At 69.4% G+C, this 18488-nt stretch carries 19 protein-coding genes; 15 read left to right on the top strand and 4 right to left on the bottom strand.

The genetic code is table 11. The annotated features are described in order from the left end of the window. Positions 1–14 precede the first annotated feature (14 nt). Positions 15–1202 carry a hypothetical protein gene (locus G3M62_RS25150; RefSeq protein WP_165191549.1) on the bottom strand — a complete coding sequence of 396 codons (1188 nt, stop codon included), beginning with the start codon at positions 1200–1202 and terminating at the stop codon, positions 15–17. A gap of 337 nt (positions 1203–1539) precedes the next feature. On the opposite strand from G3M62_RS25150, the gene G3M62_RS25155 reads away from it, so the two are divergent. The 12 genes from G3M62_RS25155 (at position 1540) to repC (ending at position 11917) form a co-directional block, all read left to right on the top strand. Further along, positions 1540–1884: a TrbC/VirB2 family type IV secretion system protein gene (locus G3M62_RS25155; RefSeq protein WP_165191550.1), complete on the top strand. Its 345-nt coding sequence runs from the start codon at positions 1540–1542 to the stop codon at positions 1882–1884. Further along, entirely contained in the window at positions 1884–2147 is a 264-nt protein-coding gene (locus G3M62_RS25160; RefSeq protein WP_165191551.1) for a VirB3 family type IV secretion system protein, read from the top strand. The genes G3M62_RS25155 and G3M62_RS25160 overlap by 1 nt, the downstream gene beginning before the upstream one ends. Before the next feature lie 3 nt (positions 2148–2150). Then, positions 2151–4610 carry a conjugal transfer protein TrbE gene (trbE, locus tag G3M62_RS25165; RefSeq protein WP_165191552.1) on the top strand — a complete coding sequence of 820 codons (2460 nt, stop codon included), beginning with the start codon at positions 2151–2153 and terminating at the stop codon, positions 4608–4610. Then, positions 4600–4878 carry a hypothetical protein gene (locus G3M62_RS26830; RefSeq protein ID WP_165191553.1) on the top strand — a complete coding sequence of 93 codons (279 nt, stop codon included), beginning with the start codon at positions 4600–4602 and terminating at the stop codon, positions 4876–4878. The genes trbE and G3M62_RS26830 overlap by 11 nt, the downstream gene beginning before the upstream one ends. Then, positions 4878–5603 (top strand): TrbJ/VirB5 family protein, encoded by a 726-nt coding sequence (locus G3M62_RS25175; protein WP_165191554.1) that lies wholly within the window; start codon positions 4878–4880, stop codon positions 5601–5603. Before G3M62_RS26830 ends, G3M62_RS25175 begins: the two co-directional genes overlap by 1 nt. Further along, positions 5600–5836, top strand: coding sequence for a hypothetical protein (locus G3M62_RS25180; protein ID WP_165191555.1), 237 nt, complete (start codon positions 5600–5602; stop codon positions 5834–5836). Before G3M62_RS25175 ends, G3M62_RS25180 begins: the two co-directional genes overlap by 4 nt. Before the next feature lie 9 nt (positions 5837–5845). Further along, complete coding sequence (gene trbL, locus G3M62_RS25185; protein WP_165191556.1) at positions 5846–7144, top strand: P-type conjugative transfer protein TrbL; 1299 nt, start codon at positions 5846–5848, stop codon at positions 7142–7144. Positions 7145–7162: 18 nt separating this feature from the next. Next, positions 7163–7849, top strand: coding sequence for a conjugal transfer protein TrbF (trbF, locus tag G3M62_RS25190; RefSeq protein ID WP_165191557.1), 687 nt, complete (start codon positions 7163–7165; stop codon positions 7847–7849). Positions 7850–7875: 26 nt separating this feature from the next. Then, positions 7876–8907 (top strand): P-type conjugative transfer protein TrbG, encoded by a 1032-nt coding sequence (gene trbG, locus G3M62_RS25195; RefSeq protein ID WP_246263654.1) that lies wholly within the window; start codon positions 7876–7878, stop codon positions 8905–8907. Continuing rightward, positions 8904–10109, top strand: a complete 1206-nt coding sequence (locus tag G3M62_RS25200) for a TraB/TrbI/VirB10 family type IV secretion system protein (RefSeq protein WP_165191559.1) — start codon at positions 8904–8906, stop codon at positions 10107–10109. The genes trbG and G3M62_RS25200 overlap by 4 nt, the downstream gene beginning before the upstream one ends. A gap of 127 nt (positions 10110–10236) precedes the next feature. Then, complete coding sequence (locus G3M62_RS25205) at positions 10237–10473, top strand: transcriptional regulator (protein ID WP_165191560.1); 237 nt, start codon at positions 10237–10239, stop codon at positions 10471–10473. Between the two features lie 181 nt (positions 10474–10654). After that, entirely contained in the window at positions 10655–11917 is a 1263-nt protein-coding gene (gene repC, locus G3M62_RS25210; RefSeq protein WP_165191561.1) for a plasmid replication protein RepC, read from the top strand. 103 nt (positions 11918–12020) lie between these two features. Here repC and G3M62_RS25215 read toward each other — a convergent pair whose 3' ends face one another. Together G3M62_RS25215 and G3M62_RS25220 are read right to left on the bottom strand one after the other, a co-directional pair. Then, on the bottom strand, positions 12021–13355 hold the full coding sequence (locus G3M62_RS25215; protein WP_165191562.1) for a type II toxin-antitoxin system HipA family toxin: 1335 nt from the start codon (positions 13353–13355) through the stop codon (positions 12021–12023). After that, positions 13355–13603, bottom strand: coding sequence for a helix-turn-helix domain-containing protein (locus G3M62_RS25220; protein WP_165191563.1), 249 nt, complete (start codon positions 13601–13603; stop codon positions 13355–13357). Before G3M62_RS25220 ends, G3M62_RS25215 begins: the two co-directional genes overlap by 1 nt. A gap of 174 nt (positions 13604–13777) precedes the next feature. On the opposite strand from G3M62_RS25220, the gene G3M62_RS25225 reads away from it, so the two are divergent. After that, complete coding sequence (locus G3M62_RS25225) at positions 13778–14131, top strand: hypothetical protein (protein ID WP_165191564.1); 354 nt, start codon at positions 13778–13780, stop codon at positions 14129–14131. Here G3M62_RS25225 and G3M62_RS25230 read toward each other — a convergent pair. Next, the gene (locus G3M62_RS25230; protein WP_343037687.1) at positions 14117–15922 is read right to left on the bottom strand and encodes a hypothetical protein; all 1806 of its coding nucleotides are present in this window, start codon (positions 15920–15922) and stop codon (positions 14117–14119) included. The genes G3M62_RS25225 and G3M62_RS25230 overlap by 15 nt on opposite strands. Here G3M62_RS25230 and G3M62_RS26845 point away from each other — a divergent pair. Together G3M62_RS26845 and G3M62_RS25240 are read left to right on the top strand one after the other, a co-directional pair. Continuing rightward, a complete protein-coding gene (locus G3M62_RS26845) occupies positions 15812–16444 on the top strand; it encodes a toprim domain-containing protein (RefSeq protein WP_425483869.1) in 633 nt (210 codons plus the stop codon). The genes G3M62_RS25230 and G3M62_RS26845 overlap by 111 nt on opposite strands. A 63-nt stretch (positions 16445–16507) precedes the next feature. Beyond that, positions 16508–18481: a ParB/RepB/Spo0J family partition protein gene (locus G3M62_RS25240; protein WP_165191567.1), complete on the top strand. Its 1974-nt coding sequence runs from the start codon at positions 16508–16510 to the stop codon at positions 18479–18481. Positions 18482–18488: the final 7 nt, after the last annotated feature.

The raw sequence follows: 18488 nt of genomic DNA on the forward strand, positions 1-18488 counted from the left end.
TCATTTCAAAAAGGTCAGGCGGTGATCTTCAGCCGTGTCCAGAGCGCGGCGAGCATCGTCGCGGTCGCCTCCCTCAGGCTGGCGTCATTGCGGATCGCGGCCGCATAGGCCGTCACCGCGGCGCCGACGATCTCCCGCTCGCGATCCGCCCGCAAAGCCCGCATGGCTAGGCGGCGTTCCGGAGCGATTTGCCCGCTGGATAGTTCGGCCTGCAGTTCATCGATTGGCACGTAGGGCGGCAAGGTGGTGTTGATCCGAAGACCGCCCACATCGACGATCACGACGCCGTCGCGCCAGAGGTTGGGTCCCTTGTCATTGTCCTTGCGGCGGATCTCTCCGGTGAGAAACACCCTGACCGAAGGCGCGGCCAATCCCTTGGCCAGCAACGCCATGCTCACCGCGTTCGAGACGCCCCGGCAAAAGCGCCATTCCAGCTCGTCCCAGCGCTGCTCGACGCTCATCGCGGCGCGATCGTCCTCTCGCAGCCTGGCGCGTTCGGCGAAGATCAGGTTGCAACGGTTGCGCGCGAAGAGCGCGGTGATCTTGGCGGCGTTTTCAGGACTGATCCGGCCGCCCGAAAGCACGGGCAGGCCATAGGCGCGAAGCAGCAGCAGGTTGGCGACGTGATCGGCCTCAAAATCGGAGTCCTCGCGGGCGTAACCGCCGAAGTCGCGATAGTTGGCGGTGGTGATGCCCTGCAGGGCCCGGTGAACGAAGTTGTGCCAGAAATTCTTGACCAGATAATTGGTCGCGCAGTGGCGCACGAAGCTTGGCGACGTCGAATCGCCGCCAAAATCGGCCAGGCCCAGCTCGACGTCCGAGCCCCTGGGCGGGGTCAGCTTGGCGTAGCCCCAGTCGAGAAAAGGTTCGGGCACAACGAACCGGGCGACCCGCGTCTTGGCGGTGTGTGGAAAATCCACGTCGCAATAAAAGAAGTACTCGGCTTGAAACTGATCGTTGTTGGTCGTGAACGCGTCCCGCTGCGTGGGATGAAAACGGATGAGGTCCTTGTCCCAGTCGTTCTTCACGAACAGCGCCGCCAATTCATCATCGGACCGGGCCAGCTTGGCTGACCGGCACCGATCATGCGGCGGTTTCGAATTCAGTGTCGCGGCGACCCGACGAAGGGCGTTGCGAAAGCACTCGGCATACCAATCCGGACGAGCGCTCACGCTCCCGTCAGGCCACGCGGCCTCAGACATCTAGCTTCCCCCAAGCCTCGCCGTAACCATAACAACCCTAGGGCGGCGGGGCAAATCCAACGACCGCTTGGGGCGTCCTGATCCGCCCTTTCCACGCCTTGTCGCGGGGCGAGCCCGCCCTGCCGGTCAAGACGCCGAGAGCGTCGATCCGCCGGAGCCTGTCGATCCCGCTTCTGCAAGCCGGACCGCAGCGCTCGCCGGCGGCCGCCGGCAAGCTTTGGCGCGGGATATTTGCTGCAGCACAATCCCGCCAGCAGATTTTCGCCCCGCATTTCCGCGGAATTGTCGTCGCCGCGCCGACTTGCCACGGTCGTCCCGACGCAATCGAGGGACGCCCATGCCGCCGCTGCTCAAAGCCCGTCCAGCATCACCCGGCGCCCTGCGCTTGGCCTTGGGTCTGGCGCTCGCGACCCTCCTGGCCGGGCCGGCCCTGGCGGGCGGCACGGGCGGGGGCATGCCGTGGGACGATTGGATGACCTCGATCGCCGACTCCATCACCGGGCCGGTGGCCAAGGCGATCGGGGTGATCGCCATCGCCGCCACGGCCCTGGGGGTGGCGATCTCGGAGGGCGGGTCGTGGGTGCGCAAGGGCATGCAGGTGATGTTCGCCCTGTCCATCGCCTTCAGCGCCTCGACCTTCTTCCTGGGCTTTCTGGGCTTCACCGGCGGGGCGGGGTTCTGATGAGCGCCGCGCCGGACGGTTTCGAAATCGATTTCCATGGCTCGCTGTCGGAGACGGTGACCCTGGCGGGCGTGCCGCGGATGGCCGCGATCCTGATCGGCGCCCTGACGGCGGTTCTGGCGCTGGGCCTGCAGACGCCGTGGATCGGCCTGCCGCTGGGCGCCCTGCTCTACGGAACGGCGCTGTGGATGGCCAAGCGCGATCCGTACGTCTTCGACATCCTGGGCCGGCATCTGCGCCAGCCCGACTATCTGGACGGCTAGGCGATGCTGTTTCTCAACGAGTATCGTTCGCGCTCCAGCCGCCTGTCGGATCATCTGCCCTGGGCCCTGCTGATCGCGCCTGGCGTGGTGCTCAACAAGGACGGTGCGTTCCAGCAAAGCCTGGAGTTTCGCGGGCCGGACCTGGCCAGCGCCACTCCCGCCGGGCTGATGGCCGTGCGCGCTCAGCTCAACAACGCCCTGCGCCGCCTGGGCTCGGGCTGGTGCCTGCACGTCGAGGCCGTGCGGGCCGCCTCCCAGTCCTATCCGCCCAGCGCCTTCCCCGATCCCGTCAGCCATCTGATCGACGAGGAGCGGCGCGCGGGGTTCGAGGCCGAAGGCGCGCATTTCGAAAGCCGCTACTACGCCACCTTCACCTACTTGCCCGCCCAGGATGTCATCGGCCGGGCCGAGAGCCTGCTGGTGGAGAACCTGCCCCAGGGCCGGGGCGCGGCCGGTCTCTACCGCCTGGCGCTGGAGGAGTTTCGCGCCACGGTCGCGGGGGTTCGCGACATCCTGTCGGGGGTGTTTCCGCTGGTGCGGCCGCTCGACGACGCTGAGACCCTGACCTATCTGCACGCCTGCGTCTCCACCAAGCGCCATCCGGTCACGCCGCCCGATCCGCCGGCCTATCTCGACGCGGTCCTGACCGACGACGATTTCCAGGGCGGGCTGCATCCGCGCCTGGGCGAGCTCTACCTGCGCACCATCTCGGTGCGGGCCTATCCGTCCGCATCGTGGCCGGGGATTCTCGACCAGCTCAACAGCCTGGGCGTGGCCTATCGCTGGGTCTGCCGGTTCCTGCCGCTGGACAAGGAGGACGCGCGGCGGTCGATCACCACCTTGCGCAAGCGCTGGTTCTCCAAGCGCAAAGGCATGTTGGCGCTCCTGAAGGAAGCCATCACCCACGAGCCCTCGCTGCTGGAGGATCCCGACGCCCTGCAAAAGACCCAGGACGCCGACGCGGCCTTGACGATCCTGGGCGGAGATGCGGCGTCCATGGGCTATTTCACGCCCACGGTGACCCTCGTCGACGCCGATCCCGATCGCCTGGCCGCCAAGGCGCGGCTGGTGGACGGGGTCATCAACCGCGCCGGCTTCGTGACCAAGATCGAGGACCTCAACGCCGTGGAGGCCTGGCTTGGCGGCCTGCCCGGCCAGGCCTACGCCGACGTGCGTCGGCCCATGGTCAGCACGCTCAATCTCTGCGACGTGCTGCCGGTCTCGGCGATCTGGCCTGGGCCCGTCCGCAACGCCCACCTGACCCAAGAGTGCGCCAAGCAGGGCTTCGCGGGGGTGCAGCCGCCGCTGATGCACGCCCGCACCGATCTCACCACGCCTTTTCGGCTGGATCTCCATCAGGGCGATGTCGGTCACACCTTCGTCGTCGGCCCGACCGGGGCGGGCAAATCGGTGCTGCTCAACATCCTGGCCTTGCAGTGGCGGCGCTATCCCAGCGCCCGGGTGGTGATCTTCGACAAGGGCCGCAGCAGCCGCGCCTCGAGCCTGCTGGTGGGCGGGGGGTTCTACGACCTGGGTCCGTGGGACGATGAGCTGTCGTTTCAGCCCCTTGCCGCGATCGATCGCGCCGACGAGCGGATCTGGGCCCAGGACTGGATCTTGGACCTGCTGGCGGCGTCCGGCGTGGCGGCCGATCCCGCCGCCAAGGACGAGCTTTGGAAAGCCCTGGCCAATCTGGCCGCCGGTCCGCGCGAGCAGCGGACCCTGACGGTCCTGGCCGCCACCCTTCAGGACATGGCGCTCAAGGCCGCGCTCAAGCCTTTCACCTTGGAAGGACCTCATGGACGCCTGCTGGACGCCGCGGCCGAACGCCTGACCATGCGCGCCTGGCAGGCCTTCGAGCTGGGCGGCCTGATGGAGAGCCCCGCCGCGCTCGGCCCGGTGCTGACCTATCTCTTCCATGTCCTGGAGCGCGGCTTCGACGGCCGACCGACCATCCTCGTCCTGGACGAAGCCTGGCGTTTCCTGGAGTCGACCGCCTTCGCGCTGAAGATCCGCGAGTGGCTCTGGACCGTTCGCAAGCTCAATGTCAGCGTGGTGTTCAGCACGCTGAGCCTGTCGAGCATCGCCGCAAGCCCGATCGCCGCGGCCTTGATGGAAGCTTGTCCGACCCGGATCTTCCTCCCCAATCCGGAGGCCCGATCTCCATTGGTGGCCCGGGGTTACGCCGACTTCGGCCTCAATGATCAGCAGATCGAGATCATCGCCGCCGCCGCGCCCAAGCGCGAGTACTACTATCAGAGCGCGGCCGGAAACCGCCTGTTCGAGTTGGGGCTGGGGCCTGTCGCCCTGGCGGCGGTCGGCTCGGCCAGCCCGGGCGACCAGGCCCTGATCGATCGTCTGCTGGCCGACGGCGGCGCCGACGGGTTCGCGGCGGCCTTCTACCGCGCCAAGGGTCTGGCCGAGGTCGGTGATTTTCTCGACGAGGCCCGGCGTGCGGCCTGATCCCGTCCCCCAGCCCTCCGCCGCGCCCCCGGCCGGCCGACGCCCGGCGCGCCTGGCCTTGGTTCTGAGCCTGACGCCTGGCGCGGTGATCACCATGATCCTGGCGCCCGGCCTGCGCAGCCCCGTTCTCCTGGCCGCGGGCCTGGCCCTGGTGATCCTCGCCGTCCTCGCCCACGGCCCGCTCTCGACCTGGATTTTCGCCAGGTGCGGCGATCAGGGCGCGCGCGCCTCCCGATCGTCTCGACCTCAGCCTCCGGAGATCTGGTGATGCCCTGTTCTCGTCGCGCCCTGCTGCGGTCGGCTCCGGCCCTGGCCCTGACGGCGGGGCTTTCGAGCCTGGCGCCGGTCGCCCGCGCCCAGGTCACCGTCTACGACCCCGCCGCCGTGGCCCAGGCCGTCAAGCAGGTGCAGCAGGGCCTGCAACAGGTGCAGGCCCTGCAGAGCCAGTTGGCCCAGCAGACGCGCATGCTCCAAGGCCTGGGCGTGGACGTCACCGGGCCGTTGCGCGACATCGCCGGCCAGGCCGCCGCCCTGCTGCAGCAGGCCCGGGGCCTGGGCTATCAGGCCGCCAGCATCAGCCAGGGTTTCGCCGATCTTTATCCCGACGACCTGAGCGGGGCGTCGGCCAGGGATCTGGCCGCGCGCCTGGCGGCCTGGAGCCAGAACAGCCGCCAGACCCTGCAAGAGGCCATGCAGGTCCAAAACCAGATCGTCCAGGCCCAGGGCGTCACCAGCCAAGCGGTGGCGAGCGCGGTCGGCGCCTCCCAGTCGGCCGCCGGCCAGACCGCGGCCGTCCAGGCCACCAACCAGCTGCTGGCGGCGCTCTCCACCCAGTTGACCCAGCTGCAGACCTTGATGATCACCCAGGCCCGCCAGGCGGAAACCTGGGAGGCCGAGCGGCGCGGGCTCGTCGTCAAGGGCGAGGCCGACCGGCGCCGCAATTCGGCGGTGACCCGGATCGCGCCTCGTTTTTCCGGAGACGTGCTGCAATGACCCCCGCCGCAATGACCCAAGTCCGCAACGCCCTGATCGGCGCCCTGACGCTGGCCTTGCCCCTGGCCGCCTGCGAGCCCAAGGCGCCCGAGCCGCAAAAGGTCGCCGCCAAGCCGCCGGTCGCCAAGACGCGCCGCTGCCCCGATCCCGACATCCGCGACGCCAAGAACCCCTGCTCGGTGGCCTACATCCAGCGCACGCCTGGACGCCTGTCCGAGCGCGACCTGCACTAGGCCCGCGCGATGCAGACCGCCTCCCCCGCCGCCCTGGACGAATACATCGCCCGCTTCACCCAGCAGGTCGGCGGCGGGTTCGGCCTGATCCAGGGCGACGTGCGCACCACGTTCGCGGCGCTGATCGTCATCAGCCTGGGTCTGGCGGCCCTGCTGTGGGCCGTGGACGAGAACGACAACGTCCCCGCGGCCCTGATCCGCAAGTTGCTCTTGTTCGGGTTCTTCGCCTGGCTGATCAGCAACTGGCACAGTCTGACCCTGACCGTGATCAAAGGCTTCACGGCGCTGGGCCTTAAGGCCGGCGGCGGGCGCATGAGCGTTGCGGACCTGCTCAACTCCCCGTCCAAGATCGTCTGGGACGGCCTGGAGGTGGCGTTTGATCTGCTCAAGTACGTCGGCCGACTGGCCAGCGAGGGCATGGGCGTGGGCTTCTTCACCCACATCGACACCATCCTGGTCACCGCCATCGTCATCATCGGCGTGATCCTGGCCTTCGTGCTCCTGGGCGTGGAGGTCGTGGTCACGGTGATCGAATTCTATGTGGTCACGCTGATCTCGTTCGTGATGGTGCCGTTCGGGATCCTCACCCAGACCGCGTTCCTGGCCGAGCGGGCGATCGCCTACGTGCCCGCCGTCGGGGCCAAGCTGATGGCCCTGGCCCTGGTCATCTCGATCGGCGAGCAGATCTTCGCCAGCTATGTCGTCTCGGCCGAGCCGACCTGGCAGGAGAGCTGCGGCCTGCTGGTGGCGGCCATCGTCTTCCTGATGCTGGCCCTGAAGATCCCCTCCGTCGCCGCGGCCCAGATCACCGGCTCGCCGCAGCTGAGCGCGGGTTCGGCGGCCTCCAGCGTCGTGGGCCTGGCCGCCTCGGCCGGCGGCCTGGCCCTGGCGGGGCGCTGGGCGGCCGGAGGGCTGGCGGCCGGGGCCGGGGCCAGCGCCGCCCGAGGCGCGGCCGGGCTGCGCGGTCTGGCGGGCGGACGCGGTCCAGGCGCCGCCTCCGGCGGCGGCGCTGGTCCTTCCCCGGGCGGCGGGCCGTCCGGCGGCGGCGCCCCGTCGCTGGGCGGGGTCGTGTCGCGGGCGCGCTCTTCCTTCTCGCCGCAGGCGTCGTCGCCATCGCCGTCTCCCCCGCCGTCTCCCTCGCCATCAGGGGACCAAACGGGGGGTGGCGATGCTCCGCCGGTCTCTTCGGCGCCCCGCCGACGCGGCCGCGCGGCCTGGACGGCGGCCGGCGCGGCGCCTTGGCGCGAAGACGCCGCCGGCCAGCCGGCCGGCATGCCCAGGATCCATCCGCCGACCGACGAAGCCTAGGCGCCGGAGCCCGTTGCGATGTCCCTCATCTTCAAGCGCGCCCAGGAACGCTACGGCGACGCCGCGCCGATCGAGACGCCCTATCAGCGGGCCGCCCAGGTCTGGGACGACCGGATCGGCGCAGCGCGCGTCCAGGCCCGCAACTGGCGGCTGATGGCCATGCTGTGCGCCGGCTTGGCCGCGCTGACCCAGGGCGCCTACATCTACGAGCGCCAGTCCAGCCGGGTGCGCACCTACATCGTCCCGGTCGACCGGTTCGGACAGGCGGGGCGGATCGAACTGGCCGACGCGGCCTATCGGCCCGATCAGGCCGACAAGGCCGCCTTCGTCAAAGACTATGTCGAAAAGGTCCGCGGCAAGAGCACCGACGGCGTCGTGCTGCGAGACAACTGGGAGCGGGCCAAGCGCGCCTCGGGCAAGGACGCGACCGTCGCCCTGATGCAGTACGCCCAGGCGCGCAATCCCGCCGAGCGTCTGGGCGAGGAGGCCGTCGCCGTCGAGATCGTCTCGGTGCTGCCGCGCAGCCCGTCCACCTTCCAGGTCCAGTGGCGCGAGACGACCTATCTGCACGGCGCGCCCGCGCCGCCCGAGCGCTGGACGGGTCTGTTCACCGTCGGACCTCGCGCCCCGACGAACGAAGCTCAACTGCTGGCCAATCCAAAGGGCCTGGAAATCACCAGCTTCCAATGGAGTCGCGACCTATGAACGCCTTGGTCCAACGATCGCGCGCGATGCTCACCGCCGCGCTGGCCTTGTCGATCCAGGTCTCCGCGCCTGGACCGGCTCGCGCCGCGGCGGGTCCGGTTTGGTCCGCCGCCGCGTCATCGGCGTCGACGGCCCGCTCCGCAGCGGCGGCCCCGCCGGCCGCCGCTCGCAGCTCAAGCGCGCCAGCTTCGGCCTCCGCCCCCGCCGCGGGCGCATCCAGGCCCGTTCGGCGGACGGTCCGACACCGCCCCGCCCGACCCGACCCGGGGTCTTCCGCCCCCGGGTCGCTGACCACGATCGCACGGGCCAACGCCCAGGCGCGTGACTGGCCCAGTCCCGGCGCCTACGTCAATTCGGCGCTCTATTATGACTTCGAGCCAGGTCGGCTCTACACCGTCCACACCAGCCCGCGGTTCCTGACCACCATCACCCTCAAGCCGGGGGAGAAGCTGATCTCCAAGGCCGCGGGCGACACGGTGCGCTGGGTGCTGGGCGAGACGGAGGCCGGATCCGGCGACGCCGTCCAGGTGGTGATCTTCGTCAAGCCGGTCCGACCCGGCCTTCGCACCAACATCGTGCTGACGACCGATCAGAGGACCTATCTGATCGACGCGGTCAGCACCGCCTCCAGCGCCTACACCAGCGTGTTGAGCTGGACCTATCCGCAGGATCTGGCGCGCGAGGCCGCCGCCCAGCGCCAGCGGGCCCTGGCCGCCGAGCAGGTCGCGGCCGCCGCCGGCGCCGCGAGCGACGTCGCCGTCGAGCGCCTGAATTTTCGCTACCGGATCGACCCGGTCGACAAGCGGCCGCCGGCCTGGACGCCGGTCAGGGTCTTCGACGACGGAGCCAAGACCTATGTCGAATTCCCAGCCGATCTGGCGACCCGTCCGGCGCCGCCGCTCTTCTTGCTGGGCGACAAGGATCGCGCGGAACTCGTCAACTATCGCCAGAGCGGCGTCTACTACGTGGTCGACCGGCTGATCGACCGCGCCGAACTGCGTCTGGGCGAGCGGCGCCAGGACGTGGTGCGCATTCGTCGCGTCGAGGCGCGGCCTTGAGCGCGGGACCCGAGTCCGACCCGGGCCCGCCGCCCCAGGTCTCGGCCGCCGCCAAGGCCTCGCCGCGCTCGGTGCTGCAGGCGCCCCGCCGGCCGATCGCCCGCTATCGGCCGGCGATCATCGTGGGGGCGGGCTTCGTCGTCCTGCTGCTGGTGGGTCTTGGGTTCATGATCGCCTTCGGCGAGGGCCGTCCCACGCCCAAGACCCCGGCCGAGGCGGTGGCCAGCGCCGATCCGCCGCCCACGGCTCCGATCGATGATCGCCTGCCGGCCACCTATGGCGACCTGGGGCCGCCGACGGGCGCAAAGCCCGGCGGCTCCAGGCCGCCGGCCTCGCCGGCGCCGGCGGCCGCGGGGACCGCCTCGCCCCTCGACCCCGCTCAGCAACGCGGTCTGGAGGATCGGAACGCGGCGCGGCGGGCCGGACCGTTCTTCGGCGGCGCGCCTGGCTCGCCCCCCGTCGCCGCGCCCTCCCCGCCGCCGATGATGTGGCAGGTCACGCCGCCGGACGTCTCGCCCGTCGCGCCGCCGGCCGGCGGTGCGGCCAAGGAGGCCTTCGTCGCCCGGGCTTCGGCGGCTGGGCCAAGCTATGCGGCCGGCCTGCCTCAGCCGCCGCTGTCGCCCTACGAGGTAAAGGCTGGAACGGTGATCCCCGCCGCCCTGATCACCGGGCTCAATTCCGATCTGCCCGGCATGGCGGTGGCTCAGGTCACCGAGCCGGTGTTCGACCATCGCACCGGCCGCAGGGTGCTGATCCCCCAGGGCGCGCGGCTGATCGGCAAGTACGACAGTCAGGTCGGCTATGGCCAGGACCGGCTGCTGCTGGTCTGGACGCGCCTGATCTATCCCAGCGGCCGGTCGGTCGAACTGGGCGGCATGATCGGGGCCGACGCCACCGGCGTGGCGGGTCTCTCCGACCGGGTCGACGCCCATCTCACCGTTCTGGCGCGCGCGATCGGACTGTCGACCCTGATCTCGATCGGGGCGGCGGCGGCGCAGAACAGTCAGGCGCGCGGCGGCGACAGTCTCGTGCTGCAGGACGCCGCCGGCGGCGTCGCGGCCCAGGCCAGCCAAACCGGCCAGCGTCTGGTCGATCGCGACCTGCAGCGCGCTCCGACCTTGAGGATCCGACCAGGCTTTCCGGTCCGGGTCATGGTCGACAAGGACCTGATCTTGCCGCCGGAAGTCGAGGCGGGGCGATGAGCAGACACCACCGGGCCCCGGTGGCCGATTCTTCTTCAGTTCAAGGACTTTATTCGCGCGCGACGTGTCTTGGTTGGCGACCTTTATTAGTTGTCGCTGGTGGAATCGCGATCTTATCGGCGGCGCCATGACGACCGCACGCGACCTTGAATATCAAGCGCAATATCAGCGCCGCCTTCGGGCGGAAGCGCGTGCGCGCGGCAAGGGACAACTGAACGCGCTGGTGCCTTCGGAACTGATCGACAGGCTCGATCGCATGAAGAGCGCGCGTGGTCTCACCAATCGAAACGACGCCCTGGCGCTGCTGCTGGCGGAGTATTTCGAGCGGGGCGAAACGGAAAGGAACCATGCCGTGAGCGCATAGAAAAACCCGGCTCGCCGAAACGCGCCGGGTTCATCCAGGTCATTCGCTAGACGAGGCGCCAACCTCGACCGAGCTCTCAAGTCCCGCTCTTTCTACCGAATCACCGACATCGCTGCAATCCAAAAACGCGCGTTCGCGCGACGGGAACCTGTGCGCCTGGCCTCTCTAGGAGGAGCAGGAAATGCAGACCGTCCAGAACGGGACTGGCGACGTGCGTCGTCTGGCGGACGCCCAATGGGCGGCCGCCAGACTCGTCGACGCCTATGGGGGACTCCCGGAAGGGATCTCCAAGGCCATGTTGCTCGATCGCTTCGAGCGCGCCGCCCCCAGGCTGGGGTTCGGCGACGGGATCGTGCGCCTGATCCGCGCCTTGGTCCGCGTCACTCAGGAGCAGGACTGGACGGGCAAGACCCACCCGATCGCCTGGCCGTCCAATGACGCCCTGGGCGAGGAGCTGCAGCGCTCGCGCACCGTCATCCAGGGCCTGATCCGCAGCGCCGTCCGCGCCGGCCTGGTGCACATGAAAGACAGCGGCAACGGCAAGCGCTGGGGCTATCGCGGCGAGCGCGGCCAGATCATCGAGGCTTTCGGCTTTGATCTGTCGCCCCTGGCCGTGCGCTGGGACGAGTTCGCCGATCTCGCCGCCGCCCGGGGTCTGGAGCAGGAACGCCGGCGTCAGCTCAAGCGCAAGCTGGGCGAGGTCCGCCGCGAGATCCGCACGGTGTGCGCCGACGCCCTGCAGCACGAGCTGCCCGGCTTCGGCTGGAACGAGGCGATCGCCCGGGCCAGCGGCCGGCTGCCCAGAACCCCGTCTCTTGGCGAGCTTGAAGGACTGCTCGACGTCTTCTCGGGTCTGCTCGCGGCGGTGGACGCCGCCTGGATCGAGGCTCGGAGATCATCAGATATGGAGCCCAGGGGCTTTGAAAGCCGAGCCCAGAAAGAACCTACAACCCAGCCTAGATCTAAAAGAACAACGTATCTGGCTCATCGAGACGAAGTAGCGGATCGGTCGGCGCGACCCGGCCAAGGCGGGGGCGCCGCCGACCTGGATGCGGCCGAGGCCAGGATCAGCGAGGAGGTGATCCCGTTGTCGCTGGTGCTGGAGGCCATCCCGGAAATCCAGGGGCACCTGGACGACGTCGCGGCCGCGGAGTGGGAGGATCTGGTCGACGCGGTCGGCCGTGTCGCGCCGCTGATGGGGATCAACGTCTCGGCGCTGCGCGAGGCGCGTCAGACCCTGGGCCGAAACCGGGCGGCGATCGCCGTGGCGACGGTCCTGGCGCGCTGGAAGGACGGCGAGATCACCAGTTCGGCCGGCGGCTATCTGCGGGCGATGTGTGAGCGCGAGCGGATCGGGGCCCTGCATCTGCTGCCCAGCCTCTATGGGCTCAAGGAGCGGCACAGTCCGCGGAAGAAATCGCCGTCCAGGCGCACGGAGCGATGAGCGCTGCGGCCAGGCCGCCGATGGCGGCGCAGGAGGCTGTTTTGTCAGCTCTTGGAGTTTCACCAGGGCGAAGTCCAAGACCTGACGAAGCGGAGCGGGATGTTCAGCCCGTCTTGGCGGCTTCGGTTTGCAGGTGGCGTGCGATCTGGCCAAGGCGTGCGTGGGCGTTTTGGGCGATCGGACCGCTGACCGCCGGCGGAAAGTCCTTGGGCAGGGCCGTCAGAACCTGGTCGAGGGCGGCCGGCCCGGTTTGGGCCAACTGGCTCAACAGCGACTGGACCGTTTCGGCGGCGATCCCCGCGGCGACGCCGGTCTGGACGAAGTGGCGAGGCGCGACGTCGCCGATGCGGTAGTAGCGCCTGTCGCCGACCGCCATGGCCAGCTTCATCTGCTTGGGTTCGATCTGACGCGCGGCGCGACTGGGTTCGGCCGACAGCACGTCGTAGAGCGGCGTGAGGCGAAAGCCGCCGCCGGGCTGAAGGAAAACGCTGAAGTTCTTGGCGTGGCCGTCGGTCGCCCCCAGCAGCCAGAAGACGACCTGGGCCTTGAGGAAGGTCAGGCGATCGCGCGTCGGCGCGTCGCTGGCCGCCAGGAGGTCCAGGCCTTGGAGGACGCCCGGTCCGCCGTCGGTTTCATACTTGGCCACCCAAGGAACGGAGAGCGCCTGGCAGAAATCTTCCTGGGGTTGGCGCAGGAGCCGTCCGTCCCGGGTTTCCGTCCGGTCGAAGCGCTCGATGATCAGCACCTTGCGGTCTTCGAAGCGCGCCATCTCCACCTTGGCGCTCGGCAGTCCCCAGGCGGCGGTCAAGGTCAGGCACAGATACTCGTTCTCGACGCTGTCGGAGAGATCCAAACCATTGGGCAACTGGCCGATCGCCGGCTTGAAGATGTGCGTGGTCGGGGTTGCGCCGAGCGGTCGAAGCCATTGGCCGTCCCTTCGCAGGAAGGCGGTCTTCTCCTGAGCCCCGGCGATGGAGATCCGAAAATCGTCCTCGGCCTCCAGGCCCAGCGGCGCGCGCGCCAGATTGGCCAGGATCCGGGCGATGTCGGCGCTGGACACCGGCTCGCCCTCGATCTGGCCGGCGACCGGCGGGGCCGCCTCCTCGGGCAGGAACTGCAGCGCGCCGACACAGTCTCGGCCCAGGGCGGCAAGCAGGCTGTAGGGATCCACGCCCTGCGCGCCGATCTTGCCGGCGATCTTGGCGCGGATCTCGACATTGTCGGGCAGGAGGTTGTCGAAGACGGCGATCACCGGCGCGCCGATATAGCGATCCTCGCGCAGCGGCAGCGACAGGGAGACCGGCAAGGCGCCGCGCGCGTCCAACCAGTCAGGATCGTAGGTGAAGTCGACGGCGCCGCTGGATTCGCGGCGCAAGGTCCCCACCTTGCGGCCGTTCATATAGACCGCCAAAGGCGCGTAGCGCGGCCGGCGCGCCATCAGAAGAGATCTTCGATCGCGATCTTGTCGCCCGCGTCGCGCGGGCGCACGACCAGTTCCAGATTGAGGGCGCTCAGGACCGCAAACAGGGTCTCCAGCTTGGCGCCCGAACCGGCTTCCAGCTCGGAGATCGTCGCTTGGCGCATCTGCACGGCGCGGCCGACGTCGGCTTGGGTCAAGCCGGCCTTCTTGCGAAAACGGCGAAGGCTCGCCGCCAGCTGAGCTTCGTTTCGGGCGATCAGATTCATGGGGGCTGTATACGGAGAAGCGTATATGGTGTCAATATACGGATTGGCGTATATGATGAAGATATACGCCAATCCGTATAGTCGTGAATTATGCGGTGCGGCGTATGGAAACGACCGTTTGGCGGTCCGCGCAGACTTCTTTGCCGATCGCGCGACCGGCCCTAGGATAGACCCATGACGCCGGTCGAAGCCCTGCTCGCCATCGTGACGATCGCCGCCGCCGCGATCAGCGGCCTGGCCGATCTCGACGGCGCCTGGGAACGCTGCGTGTCGATCCGCAAGGCCTATAAAAAAACGCTTCGAAGTTCACAGGATGTGAACTTCGCGGCTGGCCGAAACGGCTGGAGGCATCAAAAAAAAGCCTGCGAGGTTTCCAAAAAGGCAACCTGGACGGCGACGTCGGCGGTCAAAAAAAACTCTGCCGGGTTCGGTTTTTCCGAACTTTTGGCGACGTCGGCGGCGCCGCCGCGCCAGACCATTGGCCGCGGGGCCAGCGCGGCGCGGTTGGCGCGTTCAGCCCAGGCCTAGGATCGACCACAACGCCGCGGCGCTGGCCACGAGCGCAGGAGGCGCCGCAACCGTGGCGATGATGTTTTCTGCGATCGAGCGCAAGGTTCGCCCGCCCTCCGCCAGGATGACGCCGTTGGGTTTGGCTTTTCGCAACTGGGCGCGGAGGGTGTCGATTTCGGCCTCGGCGTTTTGACGAACGCTCGGGTCCAATGACAGCGCGCCCAGCGCTGCGGCGAAGGCTTCCAGGCGAGCGACGATGGCGGTGGACTCCATCGTCACCGAGACGGTCTGGGTCGCGCCCGGCGAGTGGGCCAGCACGCTGACAGGGCCGTCGCCTTGGGTGTGGACGTGGACCGATCCGGCTGGCGGCGCGGCGGGCGCCAGCAGACCCTTGCGTTCGAGATAGTCGACCAGGTCCTGCTCCCAGGGCACGATGACCTGGTCGACCAGGTTGCGCCAGGCGGCGATATTGGCCGCGCCGTCGGCATAGAAGTTGAACGCCAGGTCCACGGCGCGCTCTTCGTTTTCCGCCAGATAGTCGATCAGCCCAATGACCAGGCCCAGCTCCTCGTCGCCGGGCCCCGGCCAGGGCAGCGGATCGCCCAGATCGTCGGCTTCAGCCTCGGCGGCTTGCAGGAAGGCCGTGAAATTCACCTTCGCCGTCAACGCGTCGCGCACGGGCCCGAGAGGCGCCTCGCGCAGGATCGCCGAGAGCCGTTTGGCCTGTCGGGCAAAGGAGCCGTCGCTGGCCAGGCGCATGGCTCCGACGCCATCGGCGAGACGGGTGAGGGTCGAGGGGGCGATGGCCAAGGTCTTCAGCTCCGCGCGGCGCAGGGCCGCAAGTCGAACGTTCAGTCGGGTGTCGATGGGGATCCGGGCGACACCATAATAGTCGATGGCGCTCGGCTTGGGCGCGCGGCCATCGGCCAGAAGCCGCCCCTTGACCTCCTCGGCGCGCCGGATCAGCCGGCCGCGGGCCTGGTTCAGCGCGCGGGACGCATCATCGGCGAAGGCCGTACGGTCTTCCCGGGCGACCTCGGCCAGCTGGTCTTCGACCACACGGACATATTGGTCCGTCAACGCCTCGACGCTGTAGGCGACATAGTGATCGTAAGCTTCGGCGGGCGAGCCCCAGAACGCCACGCCGTCATAGGCGATCTCGCCCAGATGAGGATGGTTCAGGCGAAGCGGCGTCTTGGCGCTGAAGGCCATCAGCCACGGCGTGATCGCGGTCCGGTCCAACGTCATGACCTGGGCGTCGAGGTCCTGCCGCAGCCGGTGGATGAGGGTGTGCATTCCAGCCTTGATATCCTGGCGACGGAGCTTGGGCGACGACCAAATCGCGCGGTGAAAGGGGAAAGTCAGGTCGTCGGCGGTGAGCCGGATTGGTCCGGCGATAGCCGGATGGCGTTCATGTCCCTCAAAACCATCGTCCGTGTTCTGGGCGGCGACCTCTATGACGGCGGTCGTCGCGCCAATATCCCCGCGCCAGGCCACAGCCGCCATGACCGTTCCGTCTCGCTGCTCGAGCGCGACGGTCGCCTGATCGTCCATGCCTTCGGTGACGGCGACTGGCGGCGGGTCCGCGACGACCTGCGCGCGCGGGGCCTTCTGGATGATCGAGAAGCGACCGATCGGAGCGAACGGCTCGCCCCATCGCCGGCAGGTCCCGCTCGGGCGGCGCGGCGCGAGGTCGCCTTGGCGCTGTGGTCGGCGGGACGGGCGATCGAGGGCGCCCTCTCGGAGCGTCATTGCCGCCTTCGCGGCGTTCAGGGCCCTCTCCCCGGCGACCATGCGTTGCGCCACCATGGCCTAGTCCCGCTGGCGGTCTATCGCCGGGGTTCGGCCACCCGCCCGGCGCTTCTGGCCGCGGTCCGCGACGCCGAGGGCGCGGTGACCGCGGTGGAGATCACCTATCTGGGTCCGGGCGGCCGCCGCGCGGCCGGGCTTCGCCTGGCCCGAAAGACGGTGGGCGTGGTCCCGCCGGGCAGCGCCGTCCGGCTCGACCCGCCGGGTCCGGACATGCTGGTGGCCGAAGGGGTGTTCACCGCCCTGTCGGCGCGGCGGCGGTTCGGCCTGCCGGCCTGGGCGTTGCTGTCGACCTCCAATCTTCGATCCTGGCGGCCGCCTCCCGGGGTGCGCTCGGTGCTGATCGCCGCCGACCGCGGCCCGGACGGCGAGGCTTCGGCGCGGATCCTGGCCAAGGCGCTGTGGACCCTGGGGATCAGGACCAGGATCGTCCTGCCGCCGGCGCCTCATGGGGATTGGAACGAGGCCGAACAGGCCGGCCGGCCCAGCGGCGGCGGAGCCGGCTGGGGAAAGGGGGAGTGAGGGTCGGGGCGGGTGCGCCCAAGCGGCAGGATGGCCCTGACCGGCGGCGCTGGAACCTGCGTCATGACCCGTTCGACTTCCGCGGCCCTGCTCGACCAGACTCAGAGCCTGACCAAGATCCGCATCCGTCTGCGCCAGTTCGGCCTGGCCCGCGAAAACCTCCGCTATGACGAGCCGGCCGACGACGGCGTGCCTCAGCTGGCCGACACCATCGCCGCGGCCGGGGTCATCGTGCCGCCGATCGTGCGGCCTGGCCGCAAGGGCGAACTGGACTACATGGCCCTGGACGGCCGCCGTCGCCGCATGGGCCTGCTGGTGCTGCTCGAACGCGGGGTGATCACCGAGGATTACGAATTCGACGTCTTCCTGGTAGTCGACAAGGCCGCCCAGGCCGCCGCCATCGTCCTGCCCAACGCCGAGCACGCGCCCGTCCATGTCGCCGCGATCATCGCGGCGATCGGCAAGTTCCGCAAAGCCAGGATGGACACCGCCTTCATCGCCGCCTCGCTCGGCTATTCGGAGGTGGAGATCAGGCGCCTGGAGGCGCTGGCCGGGGTCCACCCCCTGGTGCTGGCGGCCCTGCGCCAAGGCAAGCTGACCCTCAAGCAGGTGCGGGGGTTTGCCCGGATCGGCGACAAGACCCAGCAGGCGCAACTGGCCCAGTCCGCGCTGGACGGCCACTTCCAGGACTACCAGCTGCGCACTTTGCTCAGCGAGGGGCAGGTGACGGTCGAGGACGGCCGTTTTGGCCTGGTCGGGGCGTCGCGTTACGCCGCCGCGGGCGGCCGGCTGGTGTCGGATCTCTTCGGGGAGCTGCCCGACAAGGTCGTGGATCCGGAGATCCTCGACGCCCAGTGGCGCGATCGCATCGCGCCACTGATCCAGGCCTTCAAGGGTCAGGGGCTGGCGGTCTATGTCGGTCCCGACAACGGCTATCGCGCGCCCGACGGCTTTGAGTCCCTGCCCTATGTCTATCATGGCGATCTGACCGCGGCCCAAAAGACCGCCCGCGCGGAAGCGCGCGCCCTGCTCGACGACGAGGTCGCGGCGTTGCGCCAGGCGCCGATGGAGGCGGAAGGCTCTCTGGATCTGGTCGCCAATGTGCTGGCCGCTCGCCAGCGGTTGGCGCAGGCGGCCCTGGGCGACCGGACGCTGGGCGCGGTGCTGTTGACGCCCAGCGCCGATCTGGGCGTGGACGTCACCTTCTACGCCCTGCCCGCGTCCGAGATCGAGGAGGACGACGAGGCGGCGCCGGACGACCAAGCCGATGAGGACGAGATCGGCGCGGTCGTCGAGCTGGTCACGCCCAGAACCGTCGTCGTGGTCGACGGGGTCGGCCATAGCCTGCACGAGACGCGCACGGACATCGCCACCCGGGGCCTGATCCGCGACCTGGCCGATCATCCCGGCGCGGCCCTGACCGCCCTTGTGGCCCAGCTCTTCAAGCTCCTGGCCCTGAAGACCCATGTCCGCCAGGGGGAGTCGGCCCTGACCCTGTCGGCGGCCCCTTACAAGCGCGGCGCCCTGCCCGCCCATCCCGCGCTCGATGGCGAGGTTCGCGCCCGGCTGGAGACGCGCCGCGAGACCTATCTGGCCTCGGGGCTGCGGCCCGTCGCCTTCGTCGACAGTCTGGCGCATGGGGAGAAGATGGCGCTGCTGGCCGAACTCGTCGCCGTCAGCCTCGATGTCCGCGAAGCCCGCACCAGCCTCGTGCGCCACGGGGCTCGGGCCGAGGCCGCCGAGATCGCCGCGCTCTGCGACGCCGAGCTCAGTCTCCACTGGACGCCCGATCGGGCCTTCCTCGCCGCCCATTCCAAGGCCCAACTGCTGGCGATGCTGGCGGAAATGGGCGTGGAGGACGCCCGCGCCGCGAGCCTGAAGAAGGACGAACTGGTCGTCTTCGTCGGCGAGGCGGCGGCCGAACGTCAGTGGACGCCTTCGGCCCTGGCGTGGACGGCGCCGATCCAGGCCGAGGCGCCCGAGGAGACGCCCGACGTCGAGGCGACGGGCGCGGCGCCCGACGCGGCGGCGGCCTGATCCGATC

The sequence above is a fragment of the Caulobacter soli genome (assembly GCF_011045195.1).
GTDB lineage: Bacteria > Pseudomonadota > Alphaproteobacteria > Caulobacterales > Caulobacteraceae > Caulobacter > Caulobacter soli.

Coding starts and splice junctions, on each gene's coding strand:
- G3M62_RS25150 (WP_165191549.1), bottom strand. CDS start 1,202: ATGTCTGAGGCCGCGTGGCCTGACGGGAGCGTGAGCGCTCGTCCGGAT.
- G3M62_RS25155 (WP_165191550.1), top strand. CDS start 1,540: ATGCCGCCGCTGCTCAAAGCCCGTCCAGCATCACCCGGCGCCCTGCGC.
- G3M62_RS25160 (WP_165191551.1), top strand. CDS start 1,884: ATGAGCGCCGCGCCGGACGGTTTCGAAATCGATTTCCATGGCTCGCTG.
- trbE (WP_165191552.1), top strand. CDS start 2,151: ATGCTGTTTCTCAACGAGTATCGTTCGCGCTCCAGCCGCCTGTCGGAT.
- G3M62_RS25175 (WP_165191554.1), top strand. CDS start 4,878: ATGCCCTGTTCTCGTCGCGCCCTGCTGCGGTCGGCTCCGGCCCTGGCC.
- G3M62_RS25180 (WP_165191555.1), top strand. CDS start 5,600: ATGACCCCCGCCGCAATGACCCAAGTCCGCAACGCCCTGATCGGCGCC.
- trbL (WP_165191556.1), top strand. CDS start 5,846: ATGCAGACCGCCTCCCCCGCCGCCCTGGACGAATACATCGCCCGCTTC.
- trbF (WP_165191557.1), top strand. CDS start 7,163: ATGTCCCTCATCTTCAAGCGCGCCCAGGAACGCTACGGCGACGCCGCG.
- trbG (WP_246263654.1), top strand. CDS start 7,876: ATGCTCACCGCCGCGCTGGCCTTGTCGATCCAGGTCTCCGCGCCTGGA.
- G3M62_RS25205 (WP_165191560.1), top strand. CDS start 10,237: ATGACGACCGCACGCGACCTTGAATATCAAGCGCAATATCAGCGCCGC.
- repC (WP_165191561.1), top strand. CDS start 10,655: ATGCAGACCGTCCAGAACGGGACTGGCGACGTGCGTCGTCTGGCGGAC.
- G3M62_RS25215 (WP_165191562.1), bottom strand. CDS start 13,355: ATGGCGCGCCGGCCGCGCTACGCGCCTTTGGCGGTCTATATGAACGGC.
- G3M62_RS25220 (WP_165191563.1), bottom strand. CDS start 13,603: ATGAATCTGATCGCCCGAAACGAAGCTCAGCTGGCGGCGAGCCTTCGC.
- G3M62_RS25225 (WP_165191564.1), top strand. CDS start 13,778: ATGACGCCGGTCGAAGCCCTGCTCGCCATCGTGACGATCGCCGCCGCC.
- G3M62_RS25230 (WP_343037687.1), bottom strand. CDS start 15,922: ATGGTGGCGCAACGCATGGTCGCCGGGGAGAGGGCCCTGAACGCCGCG.
- G3M62_RS25240 (WP_165191567.1), top strand. CDS start 16,508: ATGACCCGTTCGACTTCCGCGGCCCTGCTCGACCAGACTCAGAGCCTG.